The organism is Ruegeria atlantica (assembly GCF_013033965.1).
GTDB lineage: Bacteria > Pseudomonadota > Alphaproteobacteria > Rhodobacterales > Rhodobacteraceae > Ruegeria > Ruegeria atlantica_D.
Map to the genome: position 1 here is coordinate 168,498 of NZ_WQFE01000007.1, position 17,441 is coordinate 185,938.

Sequence of the window (17,441 nt, forward strand, 5' to 3'; positions counted from 1 at the left end):
CTAGTCCTTCCTTGATGCAGCTATTGCCGGTGCAAATACCCAATCTGCAGACGCGCCAACGATATTCAAGTGTTCCTGACCTTGGGAAAATCGTGCAAGGGCGTGCACATGGCCCAGTGCCTGCCCAACCGGCACATCCGCTGCAATCAGGGCAGCCAAGACATCACCAACGCCATGCGGCACGTCCGGATATCGGGGCGTGCAATACTCGTGAATGTCTCCATCGGACAATGACAGGACACCCGTTTTTTCCGACCCCAGTGGGGCCGAGGTGACATGAACCGTTTGAACGCCCAAGGCCTGAACAGCCCTTTTCGCGTCGTCGACGGTCCTGCATTTCCGCTGCGACAGCCATTCGAGCTCAAACAGATTGGGTGTCACCGTATCTGCCAGCGGCACAAGCCTGTCCCGAACCGCCTGCGCGACGTCTTCCGATACTTAAAGGCCCTTTGGCCAATCTCCCAGAATGGGATCAACCACGATACGGGGTTTATCCGCACCCGCGCGAATCCGTTTTACCAAAGCCGCTGCTGCATCAACATGCTCGATGGTGGGCATATACCCCACCAGCACCGCCTGGTGATCAGCGAGCCAACCGTTCGAACTCAGCGCTTCGGCCATGGCACTATATGCTCCGCCGCGACTGGAGCACGCGCCACGTCCGGCCAGCCGGGGTGATTTGACAGAATAACCGTAGGCACAGCGGTGACGTCCACGCCCAATCTTTGACACACGGGCTGTCCTGCAGACAAGCCAACGTGACCGATGGTCACGAAGCTAGATAGGATCATGATGCGCGCCACGTTCTTTCCTCGCTGTCGCCGATGGGGTTGATACCAGTCAGCCTTAACTTGGAAATAACGTCAAATGCGATGCAGCGTGCGTCTGCGGCAAAATAACAAAAGCAACAGAGCTGTGGCCCAAATCAGACTTGGAACGCCCTCCCTCATTTCAGTGGTGCGGCTTTCTCAAAGCAATCGTTAGCAGGGCCATGGTTGCGACATAGCTGCTACCGAAAAGCGAACCTTCAGCATCATGTGTAATCAGCGGTTCCAAACCGCGGAATTAGATCACCGTTTACCTAGAATATGATTAAAGCAATTTAATGTGCCCGAAACCATAATCACCGTGCCGGGGTCTATCTTTAATTCAGTTTTGATGACTTGCAGAGAGTGACTATCATGGCCTTTCAATCAGTAGACATTTTTAAGCCAGTAGGTGTTTCAAAGAGTGATTTTGTTCGCGCCTTCGCGACCAGGTTCTAAACTTAGAGTGTGAAATCAAACTAGCGTCTGACTCCCACGAAACCTTTAGCGCCCTCAGACAGGTAACATTTTTGAGTTTTCTGGTTGTCCTTTGCAGTGCGGGGTAATTCTATGGCTTTTCGAAGCAGTTTGGTTGGCGCATCAATGGCGCTCTGCGTCTTTTCACCAGCTTATGGGCAGAACATTGCCCTGATTACACCCTACCTCTCTCAGCCGGGAACACAGTCCTATGTTGACAGTTTCAATACACGTGCCGATGGGTTTGGGTGGGATGTTGACGTGGTACACACTGACGGAGATGTCGCGGGTGTCATCCACGAAATGGAAAACGCAGTTGAGCAGGATGTTGATGCAATTGTCATAAATGTCGATCCGTCGCAGGTCGGCCCAGGGCTGCGCAAAGCGTCAGAGGCGAAAATACCCGTTGTCGGCATGGATGCAGGGAGCCATCCGCTCATAGCAGCCAATATCACATCCAATGGTTACTCAATGGCCGCGGAGACCGCTGCATATATCGCCAGCAGAATTGAAGGTACAGGCAACGTGGTCATGTTTACCTACGATCAGTTTCCACCCGTACAGGTTCGGGGCGTAATCGCCGACGCCGTCTTTGACAATTACCCGGATATTGACGTTATCGAACGGATCACGCCGGATATCAGTGATGGGGCCATTACAGATAGCCGTGCAAAAATGGCGACTGTACTTGCTGCGAATCCAGAGCTGGGCAGTGTTTCAGCCGTTTGGGCAGCGTGGGATCAGCCAGCCTTAGGCGCACTAGAGGCAATCGAGGCGGCTGGCCGCAGCAACGAGGGTATCGTGATCACTGGCATTGATGCGAACCCGCAAGCTCGTCAAGCGATCGCCAAAGGAAGTAACTTCGAGGCAACTGTAGAGCAGAATTTTAAGGTGATGGGGAAGAAAACCGCAGATGTGGTAGCTCGGTTGCTGGCGGGTGAAACCCCACGACAACAAACAATATACGTACCGGCAAAACTTGTCACAGCCGAAGCCTTCAAAGGTTGATTGTCAATCATCAGTCATACGCGACCAGGCCCTGCCCCATTAAAAGAAAACTGAAGACGGCCCGAAGGAGACATCCATCAATCTGCACAACTCTGCAGTGCAGCTTCCTCAAAACGGACGTTTTACACCTGAGAGCGGAATTTAGGCCAGGCGCAGGACCGCGTCGCGAAAGAAGCTGCGTCGGCCTTGCAGTGACCCATGCCTTGGGTCGGTGGATTAGTCCTTGAGGCAACGCCCGGCCTGCTAGTCAGCTAGCTCAACATCCTTTCCATAGCGGTCTGAGACGAGTGTTAGTAACCGACCGTGAATGCGGCGCGCGGGAACTTGGCTGTTTGTGCTTCATCTACCAGCGCAACAGCAAAGTCCTCCATCGATATCTCCGATTTTCCAGCTTCATCAACGAGCAGCGTGTCCGTACCGGTTCTGAACGCGCCTTGGCGGGGGCCGGGCTGCAAGAGGGCGGACGGGCTAGCATAGGTCCAGTTTGCCGATGTTTCAGAGGCGCAGAGTTCCCATTGCGCCATCGATGCGCGGGCAATCGGAACGATGTTTTCTGGTAAGAAATCGGGGTCTGACAAAACCGTATGTGGACTGCCGTTTGGCAGATGGAGTCGCGCGGCGCCGCCAACGATGATCACCCGAATGCCCGTGCGTGACGCAGCATTGAGGATCGAACGTGTCAGAGCGACGATCTCGCCTTCGAGCCCGGGCGGAGAGCGCAATGCGCTGATCGCCAGGTCCTGCGATTCCATTGCGGCGGCGAGAGCTGCTGGGTCTGTCGCGTCTGCGATGACTGGTCTGACTCCCTCCGGCAATTTGGCAAGCGCTGCTTCGTTTCGGACGGCTGCGGTTACGTGATGCCCGCGTGCGAGCGCTTCTGTTACGACGCGAGAACCGACATCGCCGGTGGCACCAAATACAATGAGTTTCATTGGAGTTCTCCTTTATGCTGGATTGCGGATGGGATGTTTCGGAAGGTTGGGCGCACGGGCGCGCCCGGCCCTTTGACCAAGCCAGATTGCCGCAAAAACAAGCGCGGCCCCAGTGATCTGCATCTGTGTCAGCGCCTGACCCAGCAATGCCCAGCCGATCAGGACGGCGGAGAGCGGGCTCAGAAAACCAAGCGCCGAGACGGCACCTGGCTCTATCCGAGAGATGCCGCGGAACCACAGGATATAGGTGAGCGCAGCCCCGATGAGAGCAAGGTAAAGGATGCCGGAGAGGTTTCGTGCATCCAATGGCGGAAGCGGAGGTTCGATGAGGATGGCCAAAAGTACCAGCAACAGACCGCCAGCAGTCAGTTGCCAGGCGGTGAAGGTCAGAAGCGGCACAGGAGGGTGCCATTTCCGGGTCAGGACTGTGCCTGCCGCCATCGAAGCTGCACCACCTACCCCCGCAATCATGCCGACCGGATCAAGCGATATGCCTGACCCCAAGACGAGCAGCCCGACACCAAGGATACCGATCAGGGCGGCCAGCACGGATGCGCCTCGGATTGCAGTGCCGAGCAGCAGTGCGGCGAGGAATACGACGATCAGCGGCTGAACCGCACCGACTGTCGCCGCAACTCCCCCCGGTAGCCGGTAGGCTGCGACAAACAGAAAGGCCCAGAATAGTGTGAAGTTGAGTGCTCCGAGAATGAAGATGCGCAGCCACCAAATACCTTTCGGCAAGCGCGGTGCCAGAACTAGAAGCAACAGGCCGGCAGGCAGAGCGCGTAGGGAAGCCATCGTGACCGGATACCCTGCAGGAAGGAATTCAGTCGTCACATAGTAGGTGCTGCCCCAAACCAATGGCGCAATGGCTGTAATTGAAATGTCGAGATATCTCATCGCAGACCTCCATTATCTTGACGTCAAGATACATCTCCATATCTTGACGTCAAGATATATTCCTGCAAAATACTTGCATGGACCACGTAGACCGCATCGTTGCTCAATGGAACAAGGCCCGGCCCGACCTTGATGTCGGACCGATGGAGATCATCGGTCGGCTTTCACGTTTGACTACTAAGCTCCGGAGTGAGATGGAAAGAACCTGGAAAGCTCACGGGTTGAACGCCGCCAGTTTTGATGTCCTGGCGACCCTGCGCAGATCCGGAAAACCTGATGGCTTAACCCCTGGCGAGTTGCTGGATCTGACCATGGTGACCTCAGGAACAATGACCAATCGCATCGACCAACTCGTCAAACACGGCCTCGTCGAGCGGGTGCCAAACCCTGAAGACAAGCGCGGGTTTTTGATCCGTTTGACAGAATCCGGATTTGCGACAATTGAGAAAGCCGTCGGCGATCATGTCGAAACGCAGCATCGCCTTTTACGGGGACTAGCTCCGGTAGAAGCCGAAGGTTTGAACAGGCTTCTGAAGACGCTGGATGAAAGGATTAACTCCGATAGTGGGACGATTTCACGCGAATAATCCTCTCTCTGGGTGCAACACATAACCGCGACCTGTTGGTCTTATGTCGCTCCGATGCGGACGGCCCATTCCTGCCGTTGGCCAATTGGTCAAGATGCTGCTATTGCAGCCCGCATTGCCGCCATTCGCCGCAACCGCAAAATCTGGGTAGGGTCGAACTTACAGATCGCGGACAAAGCCACCGTTGCATTCAAACTGCGGAAGAGCCGCTTCGTACTTCGAAGGAGACATTCCGCACCCGCCCCACTAGCCTTGCGACGCCTTAGGCGGTGTTTGGGCTATTTTCGACATGCGACGAATTAGTTCTTTCTCAATGATATTCGCTTCATAGGGTTTCATTTTTTTCCATCTTGCGCACTCCTCCCGTGTGCGGCCGCAGCCAAGACACCAGCCACTAGGGCCAGTAAACTCACAAACATCGATGCAGGGGCTTTTACGCTTTTTCATAGACGTGAAACTATCGATAAGAGGTGGGAGGTCAACAAAGGTGGCGAGTCCGGTTTGGTGAAGAATAGGACGGTATGGAGAATAGGTTGATTCGGAACCAACCCTTCACCGTATTGCGCCCGAACCGCAAAGACGCAGACAAACTACGCTTACCCTGCGGCTGCGCCAACGGCAGCTCTTCGTAAAACGTTTCAATTCTGCTGATTGAAATCAAAGAGTGTCGAATGCCGATCTCGGGCAAGTGTTTTAGCCTCGGCCGCGTTCAGCGACGCCAGTGCTTATTCAGGCGTCAGTCCTTTGGCGCGCGATTTCGACCACAAACGCCGTGCAGATGCCGCAAGCCAGGGTAAGGCAGCCTCTGATAACCACAATCTCAGAGGGGCAGGCAGGCCATCATAGGCCGACATGGGATCACCTGACCGACGTTTGCGATGCAGGCTACTTTGTCCAAGATTGCCGCTCAAAATTCATCTTCCGGATCGCCCACGGGGTCGAGTACGAGCACCAGCCGGGCCTCGCCTGTCCCTTCTATTGGGGGTGAACGATGCAGCAGACCGGAAGGCGGTTCGCCGGGCCAAAGCGTGCCGCGCAAAAGTATGGGCGAGCCGGTTTGAACCGTGAACACGCGTTTCGGTCAGCGCCGTCGGTCGATATCCCGTATTGTGTGCCAGTGCCCCGATAGGTGCAAATCAGCCGCGCGGTGATTGCATCGATGTGAAACCTGCGGCAGGCATTGGTGGTCACGACGTCCAAACGTAGCCGCAGGTATTTCGCCTGCAAAAGATCAGAAAACATATCGGCCAGCCCGACAATGTCTTTCTGAAGCCACTCCCGTTCGGGTCCAAAGGGCAAACCGGCCATGTCAAAGAGGTTCTGTATCACCTCACCAACGGCGCGCGGCGGAAGGACAACCCGAGCCCGAGGCAAAACGTCGGCGTCAACGCCATCCAACCAGGACTGCACCTTTGGCGGCGTCTGCCGACGCCAGATCGCAGCGGCACAACCGGGTTGCAGGAATGTGCTCAAGGCCGCTGAATCATCTGCGATCCCGACGCCGATTGCGGACTCCTTAACGGTTTCTCTGACAAACTTCATGCTGCATCCTCAACACGACGCCACCCCGAGAACGGATCGGGCAGGTCAAGCGGCAAGGCGTCTGGTCCGCTTGCTACGACAGTCGGAACAAGGCAGGCATCCAGTTTTGCCTTCAGAGCGGTCCAGTCAATGCCGGTACCGATGAAAACTAGTTCCTGCCGCCGGTCTCCCCAAGGCTCCGCCCAGTGTTGTTTCATGTAGTCGGATACCGCGACATGTTCGGGCCAGCGATCTTGAGGCACGTTCGCCCACCAGGTTCCAATGGGCTTGATGCTCGACAACGATCCGGCCAATGAAAACTCCGCCACCCATTCTGGCCGGGTTGCGATCCAGAAATGCCCCTTGGCCCGGATGACGCCCGGCATGTCACCGTTCAGGGTCGCCAGAATTTTTTCTGGGATAAACGGGGCCTTGGCACGGTAAACGTAGGAGGCCACACCATACTCCTCTGTCTCAGGCACATGGTCAGCAAAACCATACAGCTCCTTTGCCCACATCGGATGTTCATGTGCCTGCTCGAAATCAAAAAGCCCTGTATCGAGGATCTTTTCCGCTGCAACCTGCGATTGGTTGGTTTCGATGATTTCCGCATCGGCATTGAGGCTTCGGATAATCTTGCGCGCCGCGTCGACCTTTTCGGGGCCTGCATCATTGACCTTGTTCAAGATGACAACATCGGCAAACTCGATCTGGTCCGTCAGCAGATGCACAAGGGTACGTTCGTCTTCCTCGCCCATCGTTTCGCCTCGGTCGCTTAAGAAATCGTGGCTGGCGTAGTCGTTCAGAAGGTTCACGGCATCAACCACCGTGACCATCGTATCGAGCCGAGCCACATCTGACAGGCTCTCCCCTAACTCATCCCGGAAATCGAATGTGGCGGCGACGGGCAGTGGCTCGGATATCCCGGTGGATTCGATCAGAAGATAGTCAAAGCGCCCCTCCGCCGCCAAGCGGCGCACTTCGTCGAGCAGGTCATCGCGCAAGGTGCAGCAGATGCAGCCGTTTGACATTTCCACCAACGTCTCGTCCGTTCGACTAAGTTCGGTATCAGCCCGGACCAGATCTGCATCAATGTTCACTTCCGACATGTCATTGACAATAACCGCAACTCGTCTTCCGTCCCGGTTATTGAGAACCCGATTGAGAAGAGTTGTTTTTCCCGCGCCCAGAAAGCCGGAAAGCACCGTGACCGGAAGGCGTTCATCTGACATAAACCGCTCCAAAGCTGATGTGATATTTCTCGCAACTTACGCAGTTACTAGACTAATGCAACTACAAAAGTTACGTGTATGATCCGTTTGGAGAAAAACCGCACATGAAACGAAACTCTCGCCTGTCGCTTGCTCTGCATACACTCAGCCATATGGCCGGGGAGCCGGACCGCGTGCGGACGTCGTCTGACATCGCAGATCACGCGGGCACCAATCCAGTTGTGGTCCGCCGCGTTCTGGGAAAGCTGCGAGAGGCGGGCCTGCTGACCTCGGAGAAGGGTCACGCAGGCGGCTGGCGTTTGGCACGCGCGCCGCAGGATATTTCCCTTGCCGATGTCTACCTCGCGCTTGATGAACGCTTGGTTGCTTCTGACGAAATCAGCGAAGCACCTGCCTGTTCCGTCGAGCACGCGTTGCAAAAACGTGTATCCGGTGTCCTTGAGGAAATCGAACAGAGCCTTGTCCAGAAGCTTGGCGAAACATCGATTTCTGAAATGCGGGGCGCCTGATCTGGTGAAGATTCCACACAAAGCAGCCGTTTGGCCCGAGTGCAGCATCTGTTTCTTTGGGCTCACTGCCGCCATAGAGGCAAACGCAGCATCTGATCGATAGGTCCGACTGGTTCAGATGGAGACGGCCCATTGCAGACATTGACTATTCCATCGGGTTGCTGCGGTGCGGCCCTACAAACCGGTTGTTCGCTGCAAATGCAAGAACTGCGTGTGACAGAATTCTCACGTTGAGGAGATAGCCGCCGATGATCAACCCTGCTCTTGCTGCGCAGTGAAGCGATCCCGATAGACCAACGCTGCAATAGCGCCACGGCATATTGGTTTACTCGTGCTGGAATGGTTGGCCCTTACCGCCTTCGAGATAAGGTTTGAGGCTTTCGAAAAGAAAAAAGTCCCAGCCTGCTTCGCAAATCTCCCAACATTCCATGCTTTCAACCAAGCCCTCATGTGTGAATTCAAGCCGGGTTGTGGCCTCTCCCTTGGGGGACAGGCTCCAAAGGATCTTCGTCCCCTTCCATTCGTCATCTCGGGTCAGGGCTTCATTGTCGTGGCAATGCTCTTCAATGTCCCATTCGACTCGCTGGTTTTCGATCAATTGACTGACTTTGATGTGGTTGTAGGTCTTACCGAACCGGGTCGTAAAAACAGTGTCGATTTTTGAGGCATCCTCGGATCCTGTCGTCCACCACTGCCTGATGCCTGTTGTAATAGCCTGGTACACCTCTTCTGCAGAGGCTTCGATATCGACGGTTCTGCTGTATCCAGTCATAGTCCATCTCCCACAACAATTAGTCCGAATTCGAAAGAAATGTGCACAATTGCTTGAGTTTCATGGGCCATCCTTGCGAAAGGCTTTCGATATCGGCCTGCGTGGTCATCCCAATATGGCTCATAGTTAACTGAGTGCCGCCATCGACTGGTTCCAGCTCGAAACATACACGGGTCGGTTCAGGAATGTCCGCGCTTACCCATTGCCACACCATCCGTCGTGGCGGCTCAACTTCAATGACAACGCACTCCGTAAGCCCCCGCCAATTGTTTGTGGCTGCGCCTCGAATGGAAAACCGGTGTCCAACATTCGGGCGGAAGTCACAGGGCATCAACCATTCAGCGATAGCCACGGGGTCAGTAAGCGCTTGCCAGACGGTTTCGACAGGGTGGGGGTAAAACTCCTTAAGCGTCAGACGGAGGCCCTGCATCACTTTTCACCCTCGTTCTTGTCCAGATATTCACCCAGCCGTTTGAAGCGATCCTGCCAGAAGGGACGATATCTATCTGTCCAATCATGAACTTCCTGAAGAGGCTCAAACCGGCTCCGGTACAGCCTTTGTCGGCCATGTGATTCCCGTTCGACCAGCCCCACTTCATGCAACACATTCAGGTGCTGCGACACCGCTGCATAGGTGATCCCAAGTTCTTCGACACAATCGCCCACGGGGCGGGCCTCATGTGCCAGAAACCCTAAAAGCGTCCGGCGGTTGGCGTCAGAGATGGCGTGATAGACGTCCGAGGATGCTTTGTTTGGCGGCATATCGATTTATATTTAAGTATATACCTAAATGTCAATACCGATACTGAGCCCAGGTTGGTCGCGCGGAACTCTCATCGATCCTGCTGATCGCACCAGGCGATACAAATAGACCGCAATTCCTCTGCCTTGCTTTTGAGGTCCTCCAGATCGGCAACCTTGAAGCTCCGGGCTTCTTTGCCGACCCCTTCCAGAGTGGGGAAATCGCCTTCAATGAATGCCCCTTTGTGAAACATTAACGAGGCGTGTTTTTTGGCACGTGGAAAGAAGCTGGCCATGTTGCCCTTGTATGTGAAGGTTGGGGCCTGCCACTTGATCGTCTCTTCAATCCTGCTGTCCACATCCAGTATGAGCCTGCGCATTTCTGCGACCACAGGTTTCATCGGGTTGTCATACTTAGCCATCCAATCATCAACTTCTTCTCGGCTCATGATCGCCTCACAAATCTAATGTTGTGACAAGTGATGTAATCAGGCCGTCCTTCAGCTGAAAGACATTGGTTCCGCTGCCACGGCCGCCGGGGATCGCCTGAGAAATGCAGGTCCATTGCACGGTAACTGTTTCGCCCTGCACGTCGACTGCGCTGAGATTGATCACTGCGTCGTCAAAGGCGTCAGACCTGCTGGCGTCAAAGGCCGAAATGATCGCCTTGCGCCCTTTGTGTGGTTCTGTCTGACCCGAGAACGGTTCGGAATAAGTCGCATCTTCAGCAAACATGGTGGCAAGCATGTCCAGACCATGCGGCCCGGCTTGCATTGCGAGAAAAAAATTGCTGATCTCAAGTGGCATTTCGTTCATGAAGGGGCTCCTTGATGACAATAGACGAAAGTGTTCTTGGCGCGTTGAAAAAGGCGGTGCGGGCCGTTGAAGTTGACGCCCCGCGCCCTGTGCCGATGGAACTTCTGTTGCCGCTGATCAGGGTCGCCAGGCCCGGGCTGCACATGCATCTGGATATCGCGGCCAGCGATGTGATCGGTGCGCCATTGGTCACAGTCATGGACAAACCTGATAGGGCTAAACTGCTGGCGCCGCTGACAAAGCGACAACGGCAAGTGGCCGATTTGATCATTGAAGGCCTTCCAAACCGCGTGATTGCAAAACAGCTCGGTATATCGCTTGCGACTGTCAAAGATCATGTTCACTCTATTCTGGAACGGTTGGACCTCCCGTCCCGGACGGCCCTGATTTTGGCGATGCATCGTTAGGCATAAGCTACGTTGCGGATTGTATTCCGGCAATCCATCCAAGGATGGAGGCCGCGCGCCGCTTGTGCGTTGATACGGATCGAACCCCATCCGATATTTTATGCACCAAATCTGAACGGATGATCAGTTTGGCTGAACCATTGAGAATTCCGGGCTCCTAAATTGCCAAAGGAAAACCTGCTCGGTTTTTACAATCCATTTTGCGCGAATTCGTCGAATTTCGGGAACCTTCCCGCGCTTGCTACACGCAAAGACCCAAGAGCGCATTGACGCGCACTCGATGAAAACCTTGGAGACGGCCCAATCATGCTTAGAAAGACAGCAATTACCATTGGATCTATCATAGCTACCACACCAACCGCCAAAGCTCATGATGAGCAAGCCCTCGCAAGCGCCCACGCTGGCGATCCTTATATGACAGTGAGCGAAGTTCTCTCTAGCCCGTGTTCATTCGCAACAAAGTTGCATGCTCATCATTGGTCACTGACTCCGCCAAGCCACGTTCTTGTCGCTTCAAGCCCTTCGCGCAAGACAGAAAAAATCTTCTCAATTTCAGTTTCGCTAACGATAAGTGGCGGTGAAAGAACACACATGTTGATCACAGGTCGAACAAGCAGTCCACGTTTCTGGCATTCCATATCTATCTGGTTGCCAATCTCGTAGTCGCATCCCAGGTCGCTCAGGGGATCACCATCGACCGAGCATTGAACGCACCCCATCAAACCCATCCCGCGCACATCGGCAACGATGTCAATTTGACGTAGCTGCTGCAGCTGGTCCTGGAAAATCGGAGCGACCTTTCGAACGTGTTCGAGAAGCTTTTCTCGTTCAATAATCTCCATGCTTTTCAGACCAGCCGCCGCGCTGACCGGGTGACCGGAATAGGTGTAGCCATTGGAAAAGGTGGCATCTTTTCCCGCAACATCGGCGATCAGTCTGTCTGAAATAATCGCGGCACCCATCGGCGCATACCCGGACGTCATTCCTTTGGCACAGGTGATTATGTCTGGCTGAATGCCAAAAACAGCCTCTGACGAAAACCAATGCCCCAATCGCCCGAAAGCTGTGACCACTTCGTCGGAAATGTACAGAACATCATACTTCTTGCAGATGTTCAGGCAGCTTTCGTGATACCCTTTGGGCGGCACGATCACGCCGCCAGAGGCGAGAACCGGTTCGGCAATAAAAGCAGCAACATTTTCTGGACCAAGCGCCAGAATGGCGTTTTCAAGATCGGAAACTTTTTCTTTCAAAAAACTCTCTTCAGTTTGACCGGTCGCACGATAAAGCGGATTCACGTCTGGCAAGAAATGTGCGAGGTCATCGGCCTTGTCGAGCCAAAGCCTGTCACGCTCTTTCCCGCTGACGCTGGCCGCCAGATAGGTGCTGCCATGATAGGCTTTTTGCCTTGAAATGATTTTCTTTTTCTCGGGACGACCCAAAAGGTTGTTTCGAAAATGGACAAATCGGATAGCCGTATCCACGGCCGTGGAACCGCCGGTCGTAAAAAATACATTGTTCAAATCGCCCGGCGCACGTTTGGCGATTTCGCGAGCGAACCGCGCAGCAGTCGAATTGGTGTTGTTGAAGGGCGAGAAATAGGCAAGGTTCCGAGCTTGATCAGCCATGGCCTCGGCCATCTCCTCGCGCCCATAACCGATCTGGGTGCACCACATGCCTCCCGGTCCGTCGATCAAGCGTTCGCCTTTTTCATTCACTACGTGGATACCGCTGGCACCTTCGATGAAGGTCCGGTCGTTTTCGCCCAATGTTGCCATCCCTTCCCACGGGTGCAGGAAGTGGTCGTTGTCCCATTGCTTGGCGTTAGAGTTATCCACGGCGGGCCATGCTTTCTGCGCTTATCACAATTGGGAACTCTTTGCGCACCTGCGCGTCTGAGGCGCCGAAGTAGTTGGGGAAATGGCTGTCGAGAATAGAATTAGCCTTGTCACGGGCGCGGTCCAGCAAATCTGTTTTGCCCTCGTTTTCCCATGTATCTGTACGCTCACGATCCATAAGCCGCGGGTAGACGAACTCGCTGTTCATATAGTTCAGCGTGTGCGGGTTGCCGAGGAAGTGACCAGGATCAATAGCGCACTGGTGGATCACATCCACTGCCATAGTTTCATCTGTGACCTCTATCCCGCGCAACGATCGCAGGATCATACCGCCCGCTTCGTCATCAATAACCATGCTTTCAAAACTGCATCCCATCAGGCTGCCGATCATCCCCCCGAATTCGCACAGGCGATTGGCTCCGGCATGAGCGGCAAGCGTGAAGGTCAGCGCCTTTTCCAACCCGTATTGCGCGTCGGGTATTTTGGCATCGGTCATGCCTGCGCCAACAGATGTGGGAAGGCCATAGAAATTACCCATTTGAATGGCTGCCGCCCCGATCAGAGCCTGTTCTCCACTGCCGCCGGTGAACGATCCGCTGCGCAAATCTGTGATGAAGGGCCAGGCAGCAAAACAGACCGGACAGCCCGGTGTGATGAGGTTAACAATGGCAACACAGGCCAGCGTTTCGGCCACGGTCTGAACCAGTGTTCCCGCAAGCGTCGCGGGGGCTGTGGCCCCAGCCTGCGGAGGCACAGCCAGATCGACCGTCAGGCCAAGCTTGGCGGTATCAATCAGGATTTCCATGTTTTCTTTGCCGATCCGCAGGGGCGAAACCATAGGGCAGCCGCCAAAAATAACGCTTGGCTTTTTCATGAAAGCCCCTTCACCACCCTGAGCCAAATCAAACATGCGGATGGCATGCGGGATATGGCTGCGGTCGCGAAAGGTCAGACAGGCAGGCTTTTGGCTGCCTGCGAGCATTGCATATATGGTGTTCATATCGTGGGCGAAATCATCGGTCACATCAGTGGCCAAAACTGTGTCGCCCAGCATATGGATGTTGTCCAAACGGTCCACCAGTCGGGTGAAGTCATAGACATCGCGCAGGACTGAAGGGCGATAAGACTTCGTTTGTGAATCGAAGGTGGTGACGGCAGTGCCAGAATTGGCAAAGTAAACGCTCTCTGCCGAGCAATGCATGTCGTCTTTGCCTTCACGCTCTCCCCGGGCATAGACGTAAAACTCCTTGGCGGCACCAGCCAGGATGTCTTCCATCAGGGCACGGGGGAAGCACAGCCGATTGAGGTCATTCATCACCGCGCCTTTGGGAAGCACCAGATCAAGCAGTTCTGGGAAATGGTCGGTAACGCCGGTGTTTTCCAGAACGGTTAGGGCCGCTTGGTGGATGTTCTCCATATCTGTTTGAGTCAGCGGTTTGTAGCGTCCGCCACTTAGGCCCCCACGTACGGCCTCATTGCCCGTGGTCGCCTGTTGCACCTTTATGCGCGCGGCGCGCCCGCCGCCACCGCGACGGCGTGATTTTGCCTCAGCCATGACCGGCCATCCTTTGTTCTGGTTCCGGACTGATCATGGTGAAATAGAAATCGTAGAAATCCTGGATCGAGGTTTCCATTTCGCCCAAGGGGCCCGGTTGGAAGTACTGAGAGTTTACGCCGGACTGGTTGTGGCGAATGATGCGCTCGTCATCCAAAGATGTGACATGCCAAAGCCAGGTCAGGTCTTCCTTGTTGTAATCCTGGCCTTCTTCGGCGTCAGCGCGAACCAGCCAGACCACCTGAATGTCGGTTTCCTGTAAGCCTCGTGGAACAAAGCGGTAACCCACCATGTGATCCGAATAAATCAGGAACCAATTCAACGGACCAATATCAAAGTCAGTTGCGCCACCATCGAAACCTTTTAGGGTTCCAAGCAAAGGCGCAAGTGCTTCGCCCGTTTTACTGCCGGTTTTATAGCCTTGATAAAGCGGATATCGCCGATAGTAGCCGCTGGTGAATGGGGTTGGTGCGGCCGCGCCGACAAGCGCCAATTCACCAGGTGTCAGGCCGACTTCCTCAGCCCTTGCTTTTAGCGGTTCTACCAAGCCAGCCATGTCTTGAGGCGATTTCAGGCTATGAGAACGAGAATATTCTTTGTGGGCTGGTCCGCAGTGGTAGCATTCAAGATAGTTCTCCACCGCTAATTTCCAATTCGAGGGAACTGGAAATGACGCCGTATGCGCCACTTTCAGATCGTCAAAGCCATAGGGTTCGACGAGTGGCGAAAGTTGGCTGAGGACTGGATCAAGCGATGGTGTGTTTGCATCGGCACAGACAAAGATCAGGCCCTTGAAGACACTCACCTGAACGGGAAAGAGCCCGAATCTGGACGGGTCAAAGTGTTCCCCCATGTTGTGGCCTGCACGAAGTTTTCCCGATAGCTCATATGTCCAGGCGTGGTAGGGGCAAACAAGAACACGGGCGTTGCCGGACTGTTCGGTGCAAACGCGAGAACCCCGATGGCGACAGACGTTCAAATGAGCACGAACTTCACCTTCGCGGTCGCGAACAACGATAATGCTCTCCGGGCCATAGTCGAACAGGAAGTAGTCACCGGGGTTTGGGATTTGGCTGACATGCCCTGCCCAAAGCCAGTTGCGGTTCCAGACTTGAGCAATGTCATAGTCATAGATGTCTTGCGAGGTATAAAAACCGCGCGGTAAGGCGTGGCCGTACTGGTGCGAGGCTATCAACGCATCCAACTCAAACGGTCGGCTGTTCATCACGTTTCCTCCAAATCGATAATCTCGCGGCGAAACCAGTCCTTGTCTGCTTCTGCCTTGGGGCGTTCAAAATCGCGGGCGGCGCGATGGCCCGCGAAAACTGCGTCGACGATCAGTCCAGGAGACGCGGCATCGCCAATAAGTTCGAGGGTCTTCAACCCGAGCCCGCGCAAGCTATTGAAGAGCGTTGTTTCTCGATGGCGTTCGGTAACCAGAATTGTCGAGGCACAAGGAATACCTGTTTCGCGACCGGTAAAGGCACAACCGACGCGTGCCATGTCACCTTCAACCGCCGTCAGCACCTGATTGCAGCGAATGTCTATGCCTAGCTCGATCAGACGGGCCTGAATGCGAGGCTGCTCCAAAGTATTGACGGCGTAAGCTGAGACCAAACTCTCCGGCGTGACAAAGACCACCTGGTATCCTGCAGTCGCCAGCTTTTCGGCGATTACCCCTGCCAGATAAATGTGGTCATCATCATAGATTATCACCGGGCCATCCGGGGGCAAAAGGCCGTTCATGATGTCGTCAGGCGTCAGCACTTTGGCGGTTTGCTCGATCTGAGGCATATGGCGTTGCGTGCTACGGCCTATGCCGTCGGTGCGCCAATGGCTGCCGGTGGCCACAAAGATGTGTTCGACGCCAAGCTCTGCCACCTGATCGCCATCAAGTCTGCTGTCAGTGAACAATTGAACGTTGCCGCGCTGCTTTAGGTCATTCAGGCGATAGTCGACGACGCGGGACCAAGCTGCGAGGCCGGGAAGTTTGCTTTCCTTCGTAACCCGCCCGCCTAATTCGGCTGACGCCTCAGCTAAGGTCACTTGATATCCTCGCCTTGCCAACTGCGTAGCGCATTCAAGACCGGCAGGGCCACCGCCAATAACCAAAGTGTCCGCGTTGCTCTTCTTCGGCGCGATGATCTCGGGGTGCCAACCGCGTCGCCATTCCTCGCCCATCGTGGGGTTTTGAGTGCAGCGGATCGGGATGCCCAAATTGTCGGATGAGACGCAGATATTGCAGCCGATGCACTCGCGGATTTCGTCAATGCGGCCCTCTTCAATCTTTTTGGGAATGAATGGGTCCGCGATGGAAGGTCGTGCGGCTCCAATAAGGTCGACAATTCCCTTTTTGACCATCGACAGCATCATATCGGGGGACGTCAGGCGACCGACACCAACCACAGGTTTCCGTGTGATCTGTTTGACGTGCGACAGAAACGCGTTCTGATAGCCATCCTCCGGCTGAAAGCGGGTTGTGGCACTGTCATTGGACCAGTCGGCAACGTTCACATCCCATAGGTCAGGAAGATCGGCCAAAAGCTCGACCACGGCACGGCCTTCTTCTGAAGCCTGCATGCCGTCAGCGCCCACCATCTCATCAATGGCAAAACGGAGCGCCACAGCGCAGCTGTCACCTACAGCTTCGTGGGTGTCTTCCAGCAGTTCGCGGGTCAGGCGCGCACGATTTTCAAGCGACCCGCCATATTCATCACTACGCTGGTTCATATGCGGCAGCATGAAATGTTGCGCCAAAGTCATGTTGTGTCCGGCATAGATGTAAATGATGTCGAACCCGGCGTCTTTTGCGCGCAGGGCGGCCTCGCGGTGCCAGCGGCGGAACTCGCGAATATCAGCTTTATCCATGGCCTGCGCCTGCTTGGGATGCGTCGTGTCGACGGACATCTCGGAAGGTGCAAGAACCGGCGCGCGGGTCAGCAGGTTTTGTGCATGATTGCCATTGTGAACCAGCTGAATGGCCGCCAGCGCACCATGCGCATGTACCGCATCCGTCATCAGCCGCAACGCGGGCACATCGCGCCCGTCCCACAGCCGCCCCTCGGCAAAAGGAGACAGGTCTGAGGTCGGGTGAATCTCGGTCTCCTGATTGGAAACCACCGCCCACCCGCCTTCGGCTTTCATCCCACGAACGGCGGCATCCGCCCGCGGTCGGACATGCCCCAGCCCCGTGCAATGCGGCACCTGGTAAAAGCGGTTTCTGGCTGTGACTGGCCCAATCTGAACCGGTTCAAAAAGCAGAGCATATGGGTTCGCGTTCGACATGTTCACGCGTTTTCCTGTATTTGGGATCCGGAGCAGTAAGGCCCCGGAAATGTGG

Annotated in this window: 19 protein-coding genes and 2 pseudogenes; 4 read left to right on the forward strand and 17 right to left on the reverse strand. The window is 55.0% G+C overall.

What is annotated here, in order from left to right; genetic code table 11:
- Together GOW16_RS14185 and GOW16_RS14190 are read right to left on the reverse strand one after the other, a co-directional pair.
- Positions 1-423 (reverse strand): annotated as a pseudogene (locus tag GOW16_RS14185) (PfkB family carbohydrate kinase); the annotation flags it as partial.
- A gap of 15 nt (positions 424-438) precedes the next feature.
- The gene (locus GOW16_RS14190; protein WP_170416093.1) at positions 439-621 is read right to left on the reverse strand and encodes a hypothetical protein; all 183 of its coding nucleotides are present in this window, start codon (positions 619-621) and stop codon (positions 439-441) included.
- A 755-nt stretch (positions 622-1,376) separates the two neighbouring features.
- Here GOW16_RS14190 and GOW16_RS14195 point away from each other — a divergent pair.
- A complete protein-coding gene (locus GOW16_RS14195) occupies positions 1,377-2,291 on the forward strand; it encodes a substrate-binding domain-containing protein (protein WP_170416095.1) in 915 nt (304 codons plus the stop codon).
- A gap of 290 nt (positions 2,292-2,581) precedes the next feature.
- Here the strand turns inward: GOW16_RS14195 and GOW16_RS14200 are convergent, their stop codons facing one another.
- Together GOW16_RS14200 and GOW16_RS14205 are read right to left on the reverse strand one after the other, a co-directional pair.
- Complete coding sequence (locus tag GOW16_RS14200) at positions 2,582-3,223, reverse strand: NAD(P)-dependent oxidoreductase (RefSeq protein WP_170416097.1); 642 nt, start codon at positions 3,221-3,223, stop codon at positions 2,582-2,584.
- Positions 3,224-3,235: 12 nt separating this feature from the next.
- Positions 3,236-4,123, reverse strand: coding sequence for an EamA family transporter (locus GOW16_RS14205; protein WP_170416099.1), 888 nt, complete (start codon positions 4,121-4,123; stop codon positions 3,236-3,238).
- Positions 4,124-4,200: 77 nt separating this feature from the next.
- On the opposite strand from GOW16_RS14205, the gene GOW16_RS14210 reads away from it, so the two are divergent.
- A complete protein-coding gene (locus GOW16_RS14210; protein ID WP_170416101.1) occupies positions 4,201-4,710 on the forward strand; it encodes a MarR family winged helix-turn-helix transcriptional regulator in 510 nt (169 codons plus the stop codon).
- 246 nt (positions 4,711-4,956) lie between these two features.
- On the opposite strand, the gene GOW16_RS14215 is transcribed toward GOW16_RS14210, so the two are convergent.
- From GOW16_RS14215 to GOW16_RS14225, 4 genes and pseudogenes are all read right to left on the reverse strand, one after another.
- Positions 4,957-5,157 (reverse strand): DUF1289 domain-containing protein, encoded by a 201-nt coding sequence (locus GOW16_RS14215; protein ID WP_170416103.1) that lies wholly within the window; start codon positions 5,155-5,157, stop codon positions 4,957-4,959.
- Positions 5,158-5,435: 278 nt separating this feature from the next.
- Entirely contained in the window at positions 5,436-5,621 is a 186-nt protein-coding gene (locus GOW16_RS22815) for a DUF6525 family protein (protein ID WP_368039908.1), read from the reverse strand.
- A pseudogene (locus GOW16_RS14220) lies at positions 5,618-6,252 on the reverse strand (DUF1826 domain-containing protein). The gene GOW16_RS22815 and the pseudogene GOW16_RS14220 overlap by 4 nt, the downstream one beginning before the upstream one ends.
- On the reverse strand, positions 6,249-7,463 hold the full coding sequence (locus tag GOW16_RS14225; RefSeq protein WP_170416105.1) for a GTP-binding protein: 1,215 nt from the start codon (positions 7,461-7,463) through the stop codon (positions 6,249-6,251). Before GOW16_RS14225 ends, GOW16_RS14220 begins: the two are co-directional and overlap by 4 nt.
- A 104-nt stretch (positions 7,464-7,567) precedes the next feature.
- Between GOW16_RS14225 and GOW16_RS14230 the strand changes: the two genes are divergently transcribed.
- Entirely contained in the window at positions 7,568-7,972 is a 405-nt protein-coding gene (locus GOW16_RS14230) for an RrF2 family transcriptional regulator (RefSeq protein ID WP_170416107.1), read from the forward strand.
- Positions 7,973-8,297: 325 nt separating this feature from the next.
- Here the strand turns inward: GOW16_RS14230 and GOW16_RS14235 are convergent, their stop codons facing one another.
- The 5 genes from GOW16_RS14235 to GOW16_RS14255 all read right to left on the reverse strand — a co-directional run bounded on the left by GOW16_RS14235 (position 8,298) and on the right by GOW16_RS14255 (position 10,301).
- Positions 8,298-8,744 (reverse strand): SRPBCC family protein, encoded by a 447-nt coding sequence (locus GOW16_RS14235; protein ID WP_170416109.1) that lies wholly within the window; start codon positions 8,742-8,744, stop codon positions 8,298-8,300.
- Between the two features lie 19 nt (positions 8,745-8,763).
- Entirely contained in the window at positions 8,764-9,174 is a 411-nt protein-coding gene (locus GOW16_RS14240; RefSeq protein WP_170416111.1) for an SRPBCC family protein, read from the reverse strand.
- Positions 9,174-9,506, reverse strand: a complete 333-nt coding sequence (locus GOW16_RS14245) for an ArsR/SmtB family transcription factor (protein ID WP_170416113.1) — start codon at positions 9,504-9,506, stop codon at positions 9,174-9,176. Before GOW16_RS14245 ends, GOW16_RS14240 begins: the two co-directional genes overlap by 1 nt.
- Positions 9,507-9,577: 71 nt before the next feature.
- Complete coding sequence (locus tag GOW16_RS14250) at positions 9,578-9,934, reverse strand: DUF1801 domain-containing protein (RefSeq protein WP_170416115.1); 357 nt, start codon at positions 9,932-9,934, stop codon at positions 9,578-9,580.
- 7 nt (positions 9,935-9,941) lie between these two features.
- On the reverse strand, positions 9,942-10,301 hold the full coding sequence (locus tag GOW16_RS14255) for a nuclear transport factor 2 family protein (protein WP_170416116.1): 360 nt from the start codon (positions 10,299-10,301) through the stop codon (positions 9,942-9,944).
- Positions 10,302-10,315: 14 nt separating this feature from the next.
- Between GOW16_RS14255 and GOW16_RS14260 the strand changes: the two genes are divergently transcribed.
- Positions 10,316-10,708 carry a helix-turn-helix transcriptional regulator gene (locus GOW16_RS14260; protein ID WP_170416117.1) on the forward strand — a complete coding sequence of 131 codons (393 nt, stop codon included), beginning with the start codon at positions 10,316-10,318 and terminating at the stop codon, positions 10,706-10,708.
- Between the two features lie 473 nt (positions 10,709-11,181).
- Here the strand turns inward: GOW16_RS14260 and GOW16_RS14265 are convergent, their stop codons facing one another.
- Genes GOW16_RS14265 through GOW16_RS14280 form a run of 4 tightly spaced genes read right to left on the reverse strand, consistent with a single transcriptional unit; the run spans position 11,182 to position 17,386 of the window.
- Positions 11,182-12,546 carry an aminotransferase gene (locus GOW16_RS14265; protein ID WP_170416120.1) on the reverse strand — a complete coding sequence of 455 codons (1,365 nt, stop codon included), beginning with the start codon at positions 12,544-12,546 and terminating at the stop codon, positions 11,182-11,184.
- Entirely contained in the window at positions 12,539-14,101 is a 1,563-nt protein-coding gene (locus GOW16_RS14270; RefSeq protein ID WP_170416122.1) for a trimethylamine methyltransferase family protein, read from the reverse strand. Before GOW16_RS14270 ends, GOW16_RS14265 begins: the two co-directional genes overlap by 8 nt.
- Positions 14,094-15,326, reverse strand: coding sequence for an aromatic ring-hydroxylating oxygenase subunit alpha (locus tag GOW16_RS14275; RefSeq protein WP_170416124.1), 1,233 nt, complete (start codon positions 15,324-15,326; stop codon positions 14,094-14,096). The genes GOW16_RS14270 and GOW16_RS14275 overlap by 8 nt, the downstream gene beginning before the upstream one ends.
- The gene (locus GOW16_RS14280; protein WP_170416126.1) at positions 15,326-17,386 is read right to left on the reverse strand and encodes an FAD-dependent oxidoreductase; all 2,061 of its coding nucleotides are present in this window, start codon (positions 17,384-17,386) and stop codon (positions 15,326-15,328) included. The genes GOW16_RS14275 and GOW16_RS14280 overlap by 1 nt, the downstream gene beginning before the upstream one ends.
- Positions 17,387-17,441: the final 55 nt, after the last annotated feature.